Origin of the sequence: Pseudomonas machongensis (genome assembly GCF_034961125.1) — a bacterium.
Taxonomy (GTDB): domain Bacteria; phylum Pseudomonadota; class Gammaproteobacteria; order Pseudomonadales; family Pseudomonadaceae; genus Aquipseudomonas; species Aquipseudomonas machongensis.
On sequence record NZ_JAYFUI010000034.1, the window covers coordinates 1 to 15,537 of the forward strand.

Annotated in this window: 16 protein-coding genes; 12 read left to right on the top strand and 4 right to left on the bottom strand. The window is 62.4% G+C overall.

Features of this window, described 5'->3' with window-relative positions; all coding sequences use genetic code 11:
- Window positions 1–417: 417 nt before the first annotated feature.
- Window positions 418–1,353 (top strand): cyclase family protein, encoded by a 936-nt coding sequence (locus tag VA602_RS01165; RefSeq protein WP_323452244.1) that lies wholly within the window; start codon window positions 418–420, stop codon window positions 1,351–1,353.
- Between the two features lie 36 nt (window positions 1,354–1,389).
- On the opposite strand, the gene VA602_RS01170 is transcribed toward VA602_RS01165, so the two are convergent.
- A complete protein-coding gene (locus tag VA602_RS01170) occupies window positions 1,390–2,283 on the bottom strand; it encodes a LysR family transcriptional regulator (RefSeq protein ID WP_054891435.1) in 894 nt (297 codons plus the stop codon).
- Window positions 2,284–2,430: 147 nt separating this feature from the next.
- Here VA602_RS01170 and VA602_RS01175 point away from each other — a divergent pair, with 147 nt between their 5' ends.
- From VA602_RS01175 to VA602_RS01190, 4 genes are all read left to right on the top strand, one after another.
- A complete protein-coding gene (locus VA602_RS01175; RefSeq protein ID WP_082430640.1) occupies window positions 2,431–3,510 on the top strand; it encodes a 4-oxalomesaconate tautomerase in 1,080 nt (359 codons plus the stop codon).
- 56 nt (window positions 3,511–3,566) lie between these two features.
- Complete coding sequence (dctA, locus tag VA602_RS01180; RefSeq protein WP_323452245.1) at window positions 3,567–4,883, top strand: C4-dicarboxylate transporter DctA; 1,317 nt, start codon at window positions 3,567–3,569, stop codon at window positions 4,881–4,883.
- Between the two features lie 95 nt (window positions 4,884–4,978).
- A complete protein-coding gene (locus VA602_RS01185) occupies window positions 4,979–6,283 on the top strand; it encodes a CitMHS family transporter (protein WP_054891438.1) in 1,305 nt (434 codons plus the stop codon).
- 60 nt (window positions 6,284–6,343) lie between these two features.
- Window positions 6,344–7,594, top strand: coding sequence for an OprD family porin (locus VA602_RS01190; RefSeq protein WP_323452246.1), 1,251 nt, complete (start codon window positions 6,344–6,346; stop codon window positions 7,592–7,594).
- A gap of 30 nt (window positions 7,595–7,624) precedes the next feature.
- Here the strand turns inward: VA602_RS01190 and VA602_RS01195 are convergent, their stop codons facing one another.
- Window positions 7,625–8,071, bottom strand: coding sequence for an Rrf2 family transcriptional regulator (locus VA602_RS01195; RefSeq protein ID WP_323452247.1), 447 nt, complete (start codon window positions 8,069–8,071; stop codon window positions 7,625–7,627).
- Between the two features lie 121 nt (window positions 8,072–8,192).
- On the opposite strand from VA602_RS01195, the gene VA602_RS01200 reads away from it, so the two are divergent.
- Window positions 8,193–9,080, top strand: a complete 888-nt coding sequence (locus VA602_RS01200; RefSeq protein WP_323452248.1) for an NAD(P)/FAD-dependent oxidoreductase — start codon at window positions 8,193–8,195, stop codon at window positions 9,078–9,080.
- A gap of 21 nt (window positions 9,081–9,101) precedes the next feature.
- On the opposite strand, the gene VA602_RS01205 is transcribed toward VA602_RS01200, so the two are convergent.
- Window positions 9,102–9,557 carry a VOC family protein gene (locus tag VA602_RS01205; RefSeq protein ID WP_323452249.1) on the bottom strand — a complete coding sequence of 152 codons (456 nt, stop codon included), beginning with the start codon at window positions 9,555–9,557 and terminating at the stop codon, window positions 9,102–9,104.
- A 181-nt stretch (window positions 9,558–9,738) separates the two neighbouring features.
- Between VA602_RS01205 and VA602_RS01210 the strand changes: the two genes are divergently transcribed.
- The 6 genes from VA602_RS01210 (at window position 9,739) to VA602_RS01235 (ending at window position 14,551) form a co-directional block, all read left to right on the top strand.
- Window positions 9,739–10,143: an ACT domain-containing protein gene (locus VA602_RS01210; RefSeq protein WP_323452250.1), complete on the top strand. Its 405-nt coding sequence runs from the start codon at window positions 9,739–9,741 to the stop codon at window positions 10,141–10,143.
- 70 nt (window positions 10,144–10,213) lie between these two features.
- Window positions 10,214–11,191: a D-2-hydroxyacid dehydrogenase family protein gene (locus tag VA602_RS01215; protein WP_323452251.1), complete on the top strand. Its 978-nt coding sequence runs from the start codon at window positions 10,214–10,216 to the stop codon at window positions 11,189–11,191.
- A 350-nt stretch (window positions 11,192–11,541) separates the two neighbouring features.
- Window positions 11,542–11,850 carry a hypothetical protein gene (locus tag VA602_RS01220; protein ID WP_323452252.1) on the top strand — a complete coding sequence of 103 codons (309 nt, stop codon included), beginning with the start codon at window positions 11,542–11,544 and terminating at the stop codon, window positions 11,848–11,850.
- Between the two features lie 258 nt (window positions 11,851–12,108).
- Window positions 12,109–12,711 (top strand): hypothetical protein, encoded by a 603-nt coding sequence (locus VA602_RS01225; RefSeq protein WP_186707750.1) that lies wholly within the window; start codon window positions 12,109–12,111, stop codon window positions 12,709–12,711.
- A gap of 40 nt (window positions 12,712–12,751) precedes the next feature.
- Window positions 12,752–14,026 carry a PDDEXK-like family protein gene (locus VA602_RS01230; RefSeq protein ID WP_323452253.1) on the top strand — a complete coding sequence of 425 codons (1,275 nt, stop codon included), beginning with the start codon at window positions 12,752–12,754 and terminating at the stop codon, window positions 14,024–14,026.
- A 69-nt stretch (window positions 14,027–14,095) separates the two neighbouring features.
- Complete coding sequence (locus VA602_RS01235) at window positions 14,096–14,551, top strand: GNAT family N-acetyltransferase (protein ID WP_323452254.1); 456 nt, start codon at window positions 14,096–14,098, stop codon at window positions 14,549–14,551.
- Window positions 14,552–14,593: 42 nt separating this feature from the next.
- Here VA602_RS01235 and VA602_RS01240 read toward each other — a convergent pair whose 3' ends face one another.
- The gene (locus VA602_RS01240) at window positions 14,594–15,463 is read right to left on the bottom strand and encodes a LysR family transcriptional regulator (protein WP_323452255.1); all 870 of its coding nucleotides are present in this window, start codon (window positions 15,461–15,463) and stop codon (window positions 14,594–14,596) included.
- Window positions 15,464–15,537 lie beyond the last annotated feature (74 nt).

The window sequence follows — 15,537 nt, forward strand, 5'->3', positions numbered from 1 at the left end:
ATTGATCTTGAGGCTCTGGGGACGGACCGCTATGTCCAGCGTGCGACTAGAAACATCGATACCCACAAAGGAAACCATCACCAAAATCTCCTAGACTCAACAGAGTGAGAGGACTTTGGCTTGGCCCACGCTTGTGATTCGAGATCAAGGCCGCATCCAACTGTTCGGGCTCTCGCCAAAGTGGAACGGTGAATGGCAGCTTGTGCTCCCACTCGTGCTCAAGGCACACGCGGCATTCAGCTTGCCATTCACCGCTCTCACTCCAGATTCTAATCCCCTATCAAGACACAAGCGGGCTTGTCCCGCGATGGCCCCCCTGTTGCCCCACAGACAAAAGTGATTGTCCCGACCGCTACTTTTTCCCAGGCCGCCCGCTGCCGAGAATCTCCCGACTGCATTTCGCACCTCGGAGATTCCATGAAAGCGTTCAAACCCCTGCTCCTGGCCACCGCACTGGCCGCCACTGCACACAGTGCACTGGCCGCCGACTGGCACGCCTCGCCTTATGGCGCCCAGGATGAAATCGGCGCGGCCAACCTGCTCACACCCGACGTGGTCAAGCAGGCCGCCGAGTTGATCAAGACCGGCAAGACCTACCCCCTGGCCGTGCCGGTGAGCAAGGACCTGCCAGCCTTCCGCCACCGCAGCTTCCACCTCTACAACATCCAGCCCGGCGAACAGGCCGGCCAGACCCTCGGTCGCAACAAGTTCACCTTCAACGATGAACTGGTCAACGGATGGACCGGCGTCGGCACCCAGCTCAACGGCATCGGCCATATCGGCATCGACAACGTCTACTACAACGGCAACAAGGCTGCCGATTTCGTCACGGTCGAAGGCGTGACGAAGCTTGGGATCGAAAAGATACCGCCGATGGTGACCCGCGGCGTGGTGCTGGACATGACCGCACACTACGGCAAGGCCATCGTTCCCGGCGGCACCGCGTTCACCGTCGCCGACATACAGGCCGTGCTGAAGAAGCAGCACATCACCTTGCGCAAAGGCGATGTCGTGCTGTTCAACACCGGCTGGCTGGAATTGATCGGCAAGGATAACGCGCAGTTCCTCGCCACCGAGCCCGGCATCGACCTGCCGGCTGCGCAATGGCTGGCCGACCAGGGCATCGTCGCCTTCGGCGGTGATACCTGGGCCTCGGAGGTGTATCCGAACCCCACGGGCGAAGAGTTCCCGGTCAACCAGTTCATGCTGGCCAAGCGCGGGATCTACAACCTCGAGCTGATCGACACTCGGGCGCTGGTCAAGGACAAGGCCTTCGAGTTCATGTTCGTGCTTGGCCAGCCGCTCTACAAAGGTTCGACCCAGGTGAACATCAACCCGGTGGCGATTCGCTGACCGAGACGCAACAGCCCGCCCTGTCTACAGGGCGGCTCACACGTTCGGCCACTGCTCCAGCAGGATCGAGACGAATTTCTCCGCCGCTGGCGACAATGAAGCGCCGCGGCGATACACAAGGCCCAGCGTGCGGGTCACCTCGGGCTCGATCAGCGGCACGCTGACCAGGGTCGGGTGATCGGCCGCCGGCATCGCCAGGCTCGGCATCGCCGACACCCCCAACCCGGCCTCGACCATGCCCAGCGAGGTCGACAGATGCTGTACCTCGTAGAACCACTTTGGCCGCAGCCCCAATCCCGACAGCGCGTGGTCGAGCAGCATGCGGTTGCCGCTGAGTCGCCCTACCCCGATCAGCCGGTGCTCGGCCAGTTCCGTCCAGCTCACCGACACGCGCCCAGCCAGCACATGGTCGCGCCGACAGGCCAGCACGAACTGCTCCTGCACCAGTGGAACGAACTCGATGTCCGGGTGCTGCCCGCTCATCATGTTGATCCCGAAATCGGCCTCGCCACGCAGCACCGCCTCGAGGCCATCGTTGGCACTGAGGTCGAGCAGGCGAATACGAATCTTGGGGTACTGTTCGTTGTAGAGGCGAATGACCGAGGGGAGGAAGTAGAACGCTGCGGTAGGGATGCAGGCCAAAGTTACCTGCCCGGTCTGGCGCTCGGCCAGCTCGCGAATGCTCAGGATCGAATCCTCGAAATCGTCCAGCAGGCGCCGGGCCTTGGGCAGAAAGTCACGCCCGACACTGGTCAGTCCGACGCGCCGCGTGGTGCGTTCGAGCAGGGGTGTCCCAAGGCCATCCTCAAGCTTCTTGATGCGGCGGCTCAAGGCTGGCTGCGACAAGTGCAAAACCTCTGCTGCCTCGTGGAAACTGCCCAGTTCGGCGATTTTCACGAAAGATCGTATGTCTTGAAGCTCATATTCCATGCTGATTCTCTTTCAGACACTGGCCGACAATTTATGTGTATAGCGCAATAATAGCGACGATATTTGCATTGGATTGATTTATCCACCCCTGTCACTCTTGTCCCATACACATCAATGATGTCCATTGATCAACAAGAGCTAGACTTCATGCAACGAATTCCTTGTGTGCTGATGCGCGGCGGGACCTCCAAGGGCCCCTTCTTCCATGCCTGGGACTTGCCGTCCAATATCGTCGAGCGCGACGAGATGCTGATCGCCCTGATGGGCTCGGGCCATGAACTGGAAATCGACGGCATTGGCGGCGGCAGCCCGCAGACCAGCAAGGTTGCGATCATCAGCCCCTCACTGCACCCCGATGCCGATGTCGATTATCTGTTCGTGCAGGTGATGGTCGCCGAGCGCCGTGTCGATACTGCGCCCAACTGCGGCAATATGCTTTGCGCGGTCGGCCCCTTCGCCATCGAACAAGGGCTGGTCAAGGGCAACGACGGCCAGACATTGGTGCGCATCCGCAACCTCAATACCGGCACATTCGTCAACTCTCTGGTACAGACGCCTGGCGGGATCGTGCGCTACGAGGGCCGTACCGCCATCGACGGCGTTCCTGGGACTGCGGCCCCTGTGCACCTGACATTCCTCGATGCCGTCGGCAGCAAGACCGGCAGCCTGTTCCCCACTGGCCAGTCCCAGCAGGTAATCGATGGCGTACCGGTCACCTGTATCGACATGGCCATGCCGATGATGATCGTCGACGCCCGTCACCTGGGGCTTGAGGGCAGCGAGAGCCCGGCTCAACTGGACGCCGATGCAAAGCTGCTCAAACGCCTCGAAGCCCTGCGGCTGAAGGCCGGCCGGGCCATGGGCCTGGGAGATGTAAGCAACATGGTGATCCCGAAGCCGGTCGTGGTATCCGCACCACGCTTCGATGGCACTCTGCAGGTTCGCTACTTCATGCCGCACAGCTGCCACCGGGCGCTGGCGATCACCGGTGCGATCGGGCTGGCCACTGCCTGTGTCAGCCCCGGCACAGTGATCGGCGACCTGCTCGGTGAACAGGCCCTGACCCTGCGTGAGGTCCGTCTGGAGCATCCAAGCGGGGCCATCGACATCGCCCTGTCGCGCTCCGGTGCCGATGGCCAGACACTGCAAGCCTCGGTGGTACGCACCGCACGCCGATTGTTCTCGGGGTTCGTCTACGCACCGTCCACGCGGCGACTCGCGGGCTAAGCCCGATCCAGCTCCATCCAGCGCATCCGCACAACTTCAATAATGGGTGATGCCTTATGAAACTCATGAAATCGCTGTACTTTCAGATTCTCTGCGCCGTCCTGCTAGGCGTGGTGGTCGGTCACTTCTGGGGGCAACAGGCCGTTGCGCTCAAGCCGCTGGGCGATGCCTTCATCAAGCTGATCAAGATGATGATCGCGCCCGTGGTGTTCTGCACCATCGTCACCGGCATCGCCGGCATGACCGACCGCCGTTCGCTGGGTCGGTTGATGAGCAAGACCTTGTTGCTGTTCCTGGTGTTGACCGTGGTCAGCCTGATCATCGGCCTGGTCGCGGTGTACCTGTTCCGTCCAGGCGTGGGCATGAACATCGACCCGGCAACGCTCAGTACTGCGGGCCTGAGCCAATACACCACCTCCGCCGCCAAACTGGGCGTGGTGGACTTCTTCATGCATATCATCCCCGAGACCTTCATCGGTGCCTTCGACAAAGGCGAAGTACTGCCGGTGCTGTTCATCGCCGTGCTCTGCGGTTTCGCCCTCTCAGCCATGGGCGAATCCGCAAGGCCGGTGCTGGAGGTGCTGGAGTCCGCGTCGCAGATGGTGTTCCGCATCTTTGGCTACCTGATGCGCTTCGCCCCGATCGGTGCCTTCGGCGCACTGGCCTTCACCGTCGGCCAGTACGGCATCACCTCGCTCGGTGCCTTGGCCAAGCTGATCGGCACCTTGTACATCGCCTGCGCCTTCTTCGTCATGGTGGTGCTGGGCGGCATCTGCCGGGCGCATGGCTTCAGCCTGTGGAAGCTGCTGCGATACCTGCGCGAAGAGTTCCTGGTGGTGTTGGGGACATCGTCCACAGAGCCGGTGCTGCCACGCATGATGGAAAAGCTCCAGGCTCTGGGCTGCAAGAAAGGCGTGGTGGGCCTGGTGCTACCGACCGGCTACTCGTTCAACCTCGACGGCACCGCGATCTACCTGTCGCTGGCCGCGGTGTTCATCGCCCAGGCCTGCAACATCGACCTGAGCCTCGGCCAGGTCCTGACCATGCTGGCGATCATGCTGCTGTCGTCCAAAGGGGCTGCAGGTGTTACCGGCAGTGGCTTCGTCGCCTTGGCTTCGACCCTTACGGTCATCCACGACATCCCGCTGGCCGGCCTTGCACTGCTGATCGGTATCGACCGTTTCATGTCCGAGGCGCGAGCCCTCACCAGCCTGGCGAGCAACGCGGTGGCCACCGTGGTCATTTCGTTGTCGGAGAACGCCTGCGACCGGGAAACGCTCATGCGCACCCTGGCCAGCGGCAAAGCCGACACCCCGGCCGAGCAGGCCTGGCAGCCTACCCAGGCTGCAACCCCACCCCATCGTACTCACTGACATTCACCTAACTTGATCCCCCGCCTCGGGCGGGGGCTGGCGGACGCCTGCGCGCCAGGCGACCATGACGACAATAAAAACAAGAGAAACGACCCATGCTTGCACTCCTTGGCCTGGTCATGGTGGTGACCTTCACCTACCTGATCATGAGCAAACGCCTGTCACCGATCGTCGCACTCACCGTGGTGCCGATCGTCTTCGCCATCATCGGCGGCTTCGCCCCGGACCTGGGCAAGATGATGCTCGACGGCCTGAAAATGGTCGCACCATCGGCCGCCCTGTTACTGTTCGCCATCCTGTTCTTCGGCCTGATGATCGATGCCGGCCTGTTCGACCCGCTGATTCGCAAGATCCTCAAGCGGGTCAATGGTGACCCGATCAAGATCGCCATCGGCACCGCGCTGCTGTCGTTGCTGGTGGCCCTCGACGGCGACGGCACCACCACCTACATGATCACCTGCGCGGCGATGCTGCCGCTGTACAAGCGCATCGGCATGAACCCGATGATCCTGGCCACCATTTCCATGCTGTCGCTGAGCATCATGAGCGGCATGAGCCCCTGGGGCGGCCCGGCGACCCGCGCCATCGCCGCACTTGGCCTGGATGCGACCGAATACTTCATCCCGATGCTGCCGACGGTGATCGGAGGTGCCGCCTGGGTGGTATTCACCGCGTTCCTGCTCGGTCGTGCCGAACGCCGACGCATCGGCAACGTGGCGCTGGAGTCCGGGGGCGGCAACTGCTACATCAAGGAGATCCTCGGCGATAACCCGCACAAGCGCCCACGCCTGGCCTACGTCAACCTGGTGCTGGTCATCATCGTGATGAGCGCCCTGGTCATGGGCCTGATGCACGCCGCGATCCTGTTCATGATTGGCTTCGTCGCCGCGCTGATGATCAACTACCCGCAACTCGAGGTGCAGAAAGCACGCATCCTCGCTCACTCCGGCAACGCCATGACCGTGGTGCTGCTGGTGTTCGCAGCGGGCATCTTCGCCGGCATCTTCTCCGGCACCAAGATGGTCGATGCGCTGGCCCAGACGCTGGTGGACTGGATCCCGGAGGCCTGGAGCCACTGGTTCCCGCTGGTGGTGGCGCTGACCAGCATGCCGCTGACCTTCGTGCTCTCCAACGATGCCTACTACTTCGGTGTGGTGCCGATCCTGGCCAACGCTGCGGCAGCCTACGGCATCGATCCGGTGGAGATTGCCCGGGCCTCGGTACTCGGCCAACCGGTGCACCTGATGAGCCCACTGGTGGCTTCGACCCTGCTGCTGGTGGGCATGGTCGACCGCGACATCGGCGACTTTCAGAAGGCCACGGTGAAATGGGCGGTGCTGACCTCACTGGTGATCACCGCACTGGCGCTGCTCACCGGCGCCCTGTCGTTCTTCGTCTGAACCACTGCGCGGCGCCCACTGGCACCCGCCTTCTGCGCGTCCCACATTAGAGTACCGATCATGTCTCGAATCGTTCTGCGAGGGGCCGGCTGTGCCCTGCTCTGCGGTTGCATGCCTGTTGTCGACGCTGCCGGTTTCATCGACGACAGCACATTGAAGCTGCAACTGCGCAACGTCTACTTCAACGAGAATTTCCGTGACGAACAGGGCATGAGCAGCCGCGCCGCCAACGCCAAAAGCGAGCGAGTGGAATGGGCGCAAGGCTTTCTGCTCGATTATCAATCCGGCTATACCCCGGGTGTCCTGGGGCTTGGCATCGACGCATCGGGCCTGCTTGGCGTGCGCCTGGACTCAGGCCCCGGACGCAGTGGCACCGGCTTGCTGCCGGTACACGACGACGGCCACGCCGCCGAAGAATTCGCCAGCGCCGGCGTCACTGCCAAGGCACGCCTGGGCAAGACAGTCGTCAAGCACGGCACACTGCTGCCCAAGACACCCGTACTGGTCTACAACGACGCCCGCCTGCTGCCGCAGACCTACCAGGGCAGCCAACTGGTCAGCAACGACTTCGACAACCTCACCCTCACGTTCGGGCATCTGGATCGCTTCAAGCAGCGCGACTCATCGAACAGCACCGGGCTGTTTGTGGACGGCTACAGCGGTCGTGAATCCGGCGATTTCAGCTACGGCGGCGCCGACTACGCGGTCAGCAAGCAACTGCGCCTGAGTTATTTCCACGGTGAGTTGAGCGACTTCTACCGCCAGGACTTCGCCGGCATCCAGCATGACCTACCGCTGGCCGGTGGCACACTTGCCAGCGACCTGCGCTATTTCAGGAGTCGCGACGAGGGCGCGGCCCAGGCCGGACGCATCGACAACCACATGCTCAGCGGGCAACTGACCTACAGCCACAGTGGCCATGCCTTCGGCACCGGCTACCAGGTGCTGCGCGGCGACGCCGGCCTGCCCTACATCAGCGGCGCGACCGTGTATTCGTTCAGCAACGTCGGTATCGGAAAATTCATCGAGGAAGACGAGAAAACCTGGATGGCCAGCTATGCCTACAACTTCGCTGCCGCAGGAGTTCCAGGACTGACCTTCATGACCCGCTACCTGAGTGGCGACAACCACCGCTCAGGCGAAGACGGGTTGCGCGAATGGGAACGCGACGCGGAACTGGCCTACGTTGTGCAATCCGGACCGTTCAAGGGGCTGGGCGCCAAGCTGCGCAACTACGTGTACCGCTCGGATTTCGCCCGTGGCCGCGATAGCAATCGGCTCTACCTGACCTACGATATCGTGCTTTGGTGACTGGTGCCGGTATTGATCGATACCGGCAAATCACGCTTTGGCCAAGGGCACACGGCCCTGGTAACGCCGTTCGAAATCTTCTGCCAACTGCGCCAGGGTCACGCTGCCCAAGCGCCCGAGCAGCAGCGCCTGGGCTGCATCGAAGGCGTCGGTCAGCGCGGCGTTCACTGCCTGTTCGACCAGGCATTGCGGGTGATCGGTCGCAAGACCAATGGCGAACAACGTCGAAGCCCCGAGTGCTTCGTGGATATCCAGCAGGGTGATCTGTTCCAGCGGGCGGGCCAATGTCCACCCGCCGCGGTGGCCCTTTTCGGACTGCACATAGCCCTGCTTTCTCAAAAGCCCCATGGTGCGCCGCACCACCACCGGGTTAGTGCCAAGCATCTGCGCGAGGGTTTCGGACGTCGCAGGCTGTTCGTGCCGCGCCATGTGAATCAGCACATGGAGCATGCGGGACAGGCGGGTGTCGTTTCTCATGGGAGGGCAATCGTCGAGGGAGGTGCGCGCAGTATCGCCCGACACAACAAAAGTTACGAGAAACTTGACGCGCTCATTCACGCAACTTACGTTGTGTCGAGACTTTCACGGAGAACCTCCCATGCAATTCGATGTGATCATCGTTGGCGGCAGCTACGCCGGTATCTCGGCCGGCCTGCAACTGGCGCGGGCACGCCGCAAGGTCCTGGTGATCGATGCCGGGCAGCGGCGCAACCGCTTCGCCCGCAACGCCCACGGCTTCCTCGCTCAGGACGGCACCGACCCCGCCCTCATCGCGCGTCAGGCACGCGAGCAGTTGCTTGCCTACCCGACCGTCGAGTGGCTGGCACAAGCAGCCGTCGCGGCCAGCAAGGCCGACCAAGGCTTCGCGGTCACCTGCGCCGATGGCCAGAGCTTTACCGGTGCGCGGTTGATATTGGCCACCGGTGTGGTCGATGAACTGCCGGATGTACCCGGTCTGCAGGAGCGCTGGGGCCGCAGCGTGGTGCATTGCCCGTACTGTCATGGGTATGAAATGGGAGGGGCGGCGATTGGCGTTCTGGCCGCCTCACCCCTGGCCATCCACCACGCATTGCTGGTCCCCGACTGGGGGCCGACCACCTTGTTCCTCAATCAGGTCTTCGAGCCCGATGCTGAACAGCAGGCGCTGCTCGACAAGCGCGGTGTGGTGGTCGAGCGCGAGGCGGTGATATCGGTGAGTGGCGAACACGCCGAGGTGACATTGGCCAGCGGCCGAGTGATCGCCCTGGCCGGCCTGTTCACCCAGCCACGCACGCGTATCGCCAGCCCGCTGGCGCAGCAGTTGGGTTGTGCTCTGGAGGCCGGGCCGACCGGCGACTTCATCAAGGTCGATGCCTTGCGCGAAACCAGCGTGCCGGGTGTGTTCGCCTGCGGCGATGCGGCAGTGGCCGCTGGGAACGTGGCGATTGCAGTGGGTGATGGTGCCCGCACTGGCGGTGCAGCGCATCAGTCGCTGATCTTCCGTTGATCGATCGAGGTCGATGCCAGGTCAGGCAAACACCTCTTCGATGAAGCGCTCCAGCCCCTCGGCCTCGAGGATCTCGATCGAAAAGTGCCCGAACTGCTTGGGCAACCAGATGATCCGCCCGCCTCCCGGTGATTGCAGGTTACTCCGGGCCAGCGGATTGCCATTTTCGTCCTCGGGCTGAACGCCCTGCGCCATCAGTTGGTCGTACACCACCTCGATGTCCGGGGTCGAATAGCAATGACGATAGATGGTGCCCTCACCCTGGGTGTCGAGCAGCGTCTTGAGATTGCCTGCAATCGGCTGGACCAGCATGAAACGCTCCGCGCCCATCAGCACGACGGCGTAGCGCACATGCAGGCCGCCGCGCTCCCAGACCTGGGTTTTCGAGAACCGCGCACCGAGTATCCGTGCGTAATACGTACACGCGGCCTCGAGGTCGCTGACCAGTACATCGACATGACTGAATTTCAGATCCATTGCTTCACTCGCTTTGCGGGGAACAGTCTGGCGCCAAAGGGGGGATCAATCTTCCACAGGCCGCAACCCTGCGTCCATCGTTGTTTACATAAGCCAGGCTAATCGGCTATCAGCAACATTCGCTCTACTGATCAATACCGGCCAGGCACACTGGCGAACTTTTCAGACGCAGAGCTCCCCCATGTCAGGCGAAAAATCCATCACCGCGCTGCTGCGCGGCATGAGCCCAAAACTCAACCCCGGCGAATACGTGTTCTGCACCGTGGCCGACAGCGCAGTGCTGCAGGGCAGCGAAGTGCTCGGCAGCTTCCGCGAGCAGGAAGGTCTGACCGCGATCCTCGAACGCTCACGCGCCGATGCGCTGGGCCTGGAGTACAGCTTCGTCGCGGCCTGGATTACCCTGACCATCCACTCCGCGCTCGATGCCGTCGGCCTCACTGCGGCCTTCGCCAGCGCACTTGGGGAAGCGGACATCAGTTGCAACGTGATCGCCGCCTATTATCACGACCATATCTTTGTCGCCAGTGACGACGCCGCACAGGCGATGGCCGTACTCCAGGCGCTATCGCGCGGTGGCGATACCTGAAGAGGGCTCGTGCACCGCTGGCGAATTCGGCTATCGTCTGACCTCCCCAGACCCGCTCGGACCGCCGCACATGCACATTGTCATCCCCGACGACTACCAGAATGTGATCAGCACGCTCGACTGCTTCGCCCGCCTGGGCAACCACAAGGTCACTGTGCTCCACCAACTGCAACCGGCCACAGAGGACCAGCTCGTCGAGCGCTTCGCCGATGCCGACGCGCTGGTGCTCACCCGCGAACGCACGCGCATCGACGCAGCGCTGCTCGACCGGTTGCCCAAGCTCAAGCTGATCAGCCAGACCGGCAAGGTATCCAGCCACCTGGACCTGGCTGCCTGCACCGCACGCGGCGTTGTCGTGACCGAAGGCCGCGGCTCGCCGGTAGCGCCGGCTGAGTTGGCCTGGGCGCTGATCCTCAACGCCCGCCGTCAGTTAGTGCCGGCCATCAATGCCTTCAGGCAAGGGCGCTGGCAGGTCAACCTGGGGCAGGCCCTGGCGGGGCAGACCTTGGGGATCTGGGGATACGGCAAGATCGGCCAACGCCTGGCGCGCTACGCCCGGGCCTTCGACATGCCGGTGCTGGTGTGGGGCAGCGAGAGCAGCCGCGCGGCTGCCCAGGCCGATGGCCACCAGGCTGCAGCCTCGCGCGAGGCGTTCTTCGCCGAAGCCAACATTGTCAGCCTCAACCTGCGCGTGTCCGACAGCACTCGCCACCTCGTGACCGGCGAAGACCTGGCACGCATGAAGCCCGATGCCTTGCTGGTGAACGTCAGCCGCGCCGAGCTGATCGCCCCGGGTGCCCTGCTCGAGGCACTGGACAATGGGCGCCCGGGTTTCGCTGCCCTGGATGTGTACGAGAGCGAACCGCTGCTCGACCCTGCCCACCCCTTGCTCCAGCACCCGCGCGTGCTGTGCACGCCGCACCTGGGGTATGTGGAGAAGGCGGGTTACGAGCTGTACTTCGGTGATGCGTTCGACAATGTGCTGGCGTTTTTCGAGGGTGCGCCGATGAACGTGGCCAATCCGGAGGCGCTGGAGCGCGGCCGCTGAGCACAGCCTGGACTTGCCGTAAGCGCCTTGATAAAGGGCTGATTCCTACAGCGGACTACTCCGCGTCTGACAGAGAGCAATGGTTACAGGGAAATACCCTACGCAACCTGTCGACTCCCGTCTGATTGTCCCGGGGAAGCCTGGCCCATAGGCTTCCTCGGTCGCTGATGTTCAGCGACCGGGTGTGGAAACCCGGATACATGGAAAGCGGCAGCCCTTTATGGCAGCTGTGCGCGGGAGGTCTTCGGACCTACCGGGGTTTTCCGTGTACCCGGCTTTCCACCCCGTGAACAGCTGCCACCCTAACGTGTGGAAACGAAAGGATGCAGTTCAACCTACACGGAGCTGTCATGAAAAAAATCGTCCCCGACCCACCCGAAAATCTCCTCCGCAAATTCGCAGTCCCCGCCGGCAAATCCCTCTCAACCGCCATTCTCGAAGGTCTGGTCCCCATCGAGGAGGTGCTGTCCAACGCCTGCCACTTCATGCTCCACGCCTATACCGACGCGTACCATGCCCACGATACCTGTGCCGATGTCGAAGTGCGCCAGCTGATGAGTGCCAGCATGCGCAGCCTTGAGGTCGCGCTCGGACAGGCAGATGCCCTGGTCGGAGCGTTGCGGCAAGTACCAGGATCGGGGTTCAGCGCCGTTCACTGAACCGCCCAGCACAGACGCTTTGTGGGAGCGGGCTCGCCCGCGAAAAATACACCGCGGTCTCTGCTTCGCGGGCAAGCCGCCACGGCGAACAAGCGCTCCCACGAGCCAGATAACGTACCGTGATACGTATCACGCAATCATCGATGCAGCCATAGGTCCTGGCAGCGCAACCGCCCAAATGGCAAGCCACAGAGAATTAGTGGCACAATGCCTCCACCATCTAAGTCAGCTTTCCACAATCGGATACAGGACCCGCCGATGCAACAACCGGTCAGAACACTCAACGCCGCCAACATCCAAGCGATCAAGCAGGAGTTCGAAAACAGCCTCGCTTGCATCGGTGCCTCGATACAAGGCCAAAGCGGCGTGCAGTTGCTGACTTCGATAAAGCGGGTAAAGGTCGGTACAGGCCCCTACCCCGACGTCACGCTGTTCGAAGCGGCCAACAGGATCATGTCCGATCTGGTCATTCTCAATGGCGTCGCCGGCCTTCTGCGCGAAGCAACTTTCCCGTTCACCGAATACACCGTTGAATTTGGCAACGAGGACAAGAACGGTTACGACATTCGTGCCAGTTCCCCGACCGAGACGTTGATCGGTGAGGCCTTCAACGTGGCGCCATCCTTCTTCCAGGGTAAGAAAGCCACTGCGCTGCAGAAACTGCGCAAGGCGTCAACACCCGCACGCTATCGCATCCTGATGTTCAATGCCGACGCCCGCCCTGCGCGCTATGCCGCCAAACATGAGCCGTTCGTCTACCACGTGTGCGTTGATATCGAGCGCGGTGACATCGACGTGCAGGCAGGCAAGAACTGCCTGGACTTCCTCAAGCAACAGCGCAGCCCGATCGAGGCCTGCTGAGCGTAACCCACCCCAACACCCACCTCATTGCAGGACTCGTATGACTTTGGAATCCCTGGTCGACGCTCTTTACGCCGACTCGGATGTGCAACGGATGCTCGCGCTTTCCACCCACAGCGACGCGCTTCAGATCTGCTTTCCCAAGGAAGTGAACGTCTCGCGCTTCCTCGCCTGGCTGATCGATCCGACCCAGGGCCACGGGCTGGGTGACCAGGCGATCAAGTCGCTGCTGACCCGGGCAGGACAATCCAGCCATGTCGAAAACCTGAGCCTCAATGACCGCCGCTTCCTGGCCGCCTCGAACGTACAGACCCTGGCCTTCTCCTCGCTCATGGTGATGACGGAGGCCGAACTGGGCCTGCGCAACCAGAAGCGCTATATCGACGTGCTCGCGCTGGACCCCGCGGCCAAGATTTACATCGCCATCGAGAACAAGTTTGGTCATCACGAGGGGGAAGACCAGACCAAGACCTACTACGAAGCCCTGAACAATCTCTACCCGAACTACCGCGGCATCCATATCTTCCTCGACGGCCACGAGAACGACCCGGAGCACGACCAGTGGATTCCGGTCGGCTACACCTGGCTGACCGAATTCCTCACCCAGATCGAACAACTGGAGTGGACCGCGCCTCACGTGAAATCCACCCTGGCGCAGTTTCGCAAGGCCATCCAGGAAGAAGAGGAGATCGCCGAAGGCGACGGCCTGGGCAAGCTGGTCACCACGGTGGCAAGCAAGCATCAGGAGGCACTCGACGCCCTGCACAAGATCCTCACCCCCAATGCACCGAGTTCGCGCGCCAAGGACCTGGCAGCCCTGGTCAACGGGCCGACGGGCAATGATGCAAAGGCCAATGTGCGCTTGTTCCAGCTCTATGCGCGTCGGCCGCAGGTGTGGGACAGGTGCCTGAAAGAACGCAAGTTCGCTCGGTTCCACAGAGCATTGAACGAAGCTTTCGACGATCTCACCACCGATCCTCGCCGGGTCATCACCTACTTCAGCCTGGAAGCGTTCGAACGCTTCCTTGACCCGGATCTGGGCACACTGTTTGCGGCGGCGCTGCTGATCCGCCAGGAAGGCGACCACTTCCGTATCAACTCCTACATCTACCTCAACTGCGTGCACGCGCAGTACCGTGAGCCACTGATCGAAATCGCCAACGCCGAACGGGCACGTCGCGGCATTCGCAAAACGTCACAAGACGATGGCTATTTCACCATCCGTCGCAGCGAAAGCCTGCCACCGGCCAAGGCTGCAAGCCAAGCTGTGGAGCAGATGCACGGCCTGGTTGCCTTGCTCAAGGATCTTCACTAGGTTGCAAGCCTGCGGGCGCCTGATCGCGCCCTCGGGTTCAGCCCATGTCCAGCCCCAGGAGAGAGCACGATGATCCGCCCCGCTCTACCTACCGACCAACCCGCCATCCAGGCCTGCGCCGAACAGGCCTATGCCCGCTACGTCCCTTTGATGGGCCGCAAGCCCGCCCCCATGCTGGCCGACTACACCAGCCAGATCGCGGCGGGCTGGGTCCATGTGGCCCTGGACGAGCAGGCCAGCCTGCTGGGTTTCATCGTGTTCTACCCCCACGACAACCACATGCTTCTGGAAAACGTAGCCGTGCTGCCCAGTGCCGCCGGACGTGGTGTCGGCAAGGGGCTGATCAAGCTGTGCGAAAGCCGCGCGCGCCAACTCGGGCTGAATGCAGTGCAGCTCTACACCAACGAGCGGATGACCGACAACCTGGGCCTCTACCCCAGGCTCGGCTATGTCGAGGTCGCACGGCGCAGCGAAGACGGCTTCAACCGGGTGTACTTCGAGAAAAAGCTTGGCTCAACGAGCTGAGCGTCTCGTTTCCCGAACAGGCAAACCCAGCAAAGCATGAGCTCAAGTTATGGCTGCCCCGGCAGCCATGAGCCTGACCGAGGCCATGAAGTCTTTCTCAAGCTTCGACAACACCGCATTCTCATGCACCAGCGCTGTCAGCACCACGGGCAGCCGTGGCGTGATCCGTCGCGCGCGCTGCCCTGGCGGGAGCAAGGCGTCGGCGGTGAACTCATCGATCAAGGCGATACCTGCCCCCGCCTGGGCCAGGGCGCAAGCCACATAGTAGGTCTGGACCTGGGTGCGGCTGTCCACGCCGCCAAGCCATGGCCGGACCAGCTCACCGAGGGGGTCCGAGGCCGGCAGGCCAATGATTCGTGCAGGGTCGATGGCGTCCAGTGACACCGGCCCCTGGTCTTGCGTGCCGTCATGGCAGACCAGCTCGACTTCGTGCAAGGCAATGACCTTCAAGCCGGGTCGCGGCTGACCATTGAAGGTGAAGGCAATCGAGATCTCGCGCGCCAGCAGCGCCTGCGCCAGTTGTTCGCTGTGGGCGGTGATCAGGTCCAGGGACAGCTCGGGATTGGCGCGCTGGCTTGCAGCCAGGGCGTGAGGCAGCACCTTCAAGCCCAGTGACGGAATGCAGCCGATGCGCAGCGCGCCCCTGGACTGATGCCTGAGGCTGCGCGACAGCCGCCGCACATCGTCCAGGTCGCGGAACACCTTGTCGATGGCCGGGATCAGGATTTCGGCCTCGCGGGTGAGCTGCAGACGCCCCTTGACCCGCTCGAACAAGACGAAACCCAGGCTCGCCTCTGCATGGGCCAGCAGCTTGCTGGCCGCAGGTTGGGTGATGTTGAGCGCCTGCGCTGCGCGCGTCAGGGAACCGGTCCGCAGGATTGCCTGGAACACTTCGATGTGACGGATACGCATGGTCATAGCCCAAGGTTATGGAAGCTGCAGTTATAGGCCTTGGCGGACGTGAACGGCAAGGCTGGATACTGAGC

What these genes read in the sequence shown, in the direction of transcription:
- VA602_RS01165 (WP_323452244.1), top strand. Translation starts at nt 418, where the DNA reads ATGAAAGCGTTCAAACCCCTGCTCCTGGCCACCGCACTGGCCGCCACT.
- VA602_RS01170 (WP_054891435.1), bottom strand. Translation starts at nt 2,283, where the DNA reads ATGGAATATGAGCTTCAAGACATACGATCTTTCGTGAAAATCGCCGAA.
- VA602_RS01175 (WP_082430640.1), top strand. Translation starts at nt 2,431, where the DNA reads ATGCAACGAATTCCTTGTGTGCTGATGCGCGGCGGGACCTCCAAGGGC.
- dctA (WP_323452245.1), top strand. Translation starts at nt 3,567, where the DNA reads ATGAAACTCATGAAATCGCTGTACTTTCAGATTCTCTGCGCCGTCCTG.
- VA602_RS01185 (WP_054891438.1), top strand. Translation starts at nt 4,979, where the DNA reads ATGCTTGCACTCCTTGGCCTGGTCATGGTGGTGACCTTCACCTACCTG.
- VA602_RS01190 (WP_323452246.1), top strand. Translation starts at nt 6,344, where the DNA reads ATGTCTCGAATCGTTCTGCGAGGGGCCGGCTGTGCCCTGCTCTGCGGT.
- VA602_RS01195 (WP_323452247.1), bottom strand. Translation starts at nt 8,071, where the DNA reads ATGAGAAACGACACCCGCCTGTCCCGCATGCTCCATGTGCTGATTCAC.
- VA602_RS01200 (WP_323452248.1), top strand. Translation starts at nt 8,193, where the DNA reads ATGCAATTCGATGTGATCATCGTTGGCGGCAGCTACGCCGGTATCTCG.
- VA602_RS01205 (WP_323452249.1), bottom strand. Translation starts at nt 9,557, where the DNA reads ATGGATCTGAAATTCAGTCATGTCGATGTACTGGTCAGCGACCTCGAG.
- VA602_RS01210 (WP_323452250.1), top strand. Translation starts at nt 9,739, where the DNA reads ATGTCAGGCGAAAAATCCATCACCGCGCTGCTGCGCGGCATGAGCCCA.
- VA602_RS01215 (WP_323452251.1), top strand. Translation starts at nt 10,214, where the DNA reads ATGCACATTGTCATCCCCGACGACTACCAGAATGTGATCAGCACGCTC.
- VA602_RS01220 (WP_323452252.1), top strand. Translation starts at nt 11,542, where the DNA reads ATGAAAAAAATCGTCCCCGACCCACCCGAAAATCTCCTCCGCAAATTC.
- VA602_RS01225 (WP_186707750.1), top strand. Translation starts at nt 12,109, where the DNA reads ATGCAACAACCGGTCAGAACACTCAACGCCGCCAACATCCAAGCGATC.
- VA602_RS01230 (WP_323452253.1), top strand. Translation starts at nt 12,752, where the DNA reads ATGACTTTGGAATCCCTGGTCGACGCTCTTTACGCCGACTCGGATGTG.
- VA602_RS01235 (WP_323452254.1), top strand. Translation starts at nt 14,096, where the DNA reads ATGATCCGCCCCGCTCTACCTACCGACCAACCCGCCATCCAGGCCTGC.
- VA602_RS01240 (WP_323452255.1), bottom strand. Translation starts at nt 15,463, where the DNA reads ATGCGTATCCGTCACATCGAAGTGTTCCAGGCAATCCTGCGGACCGGT.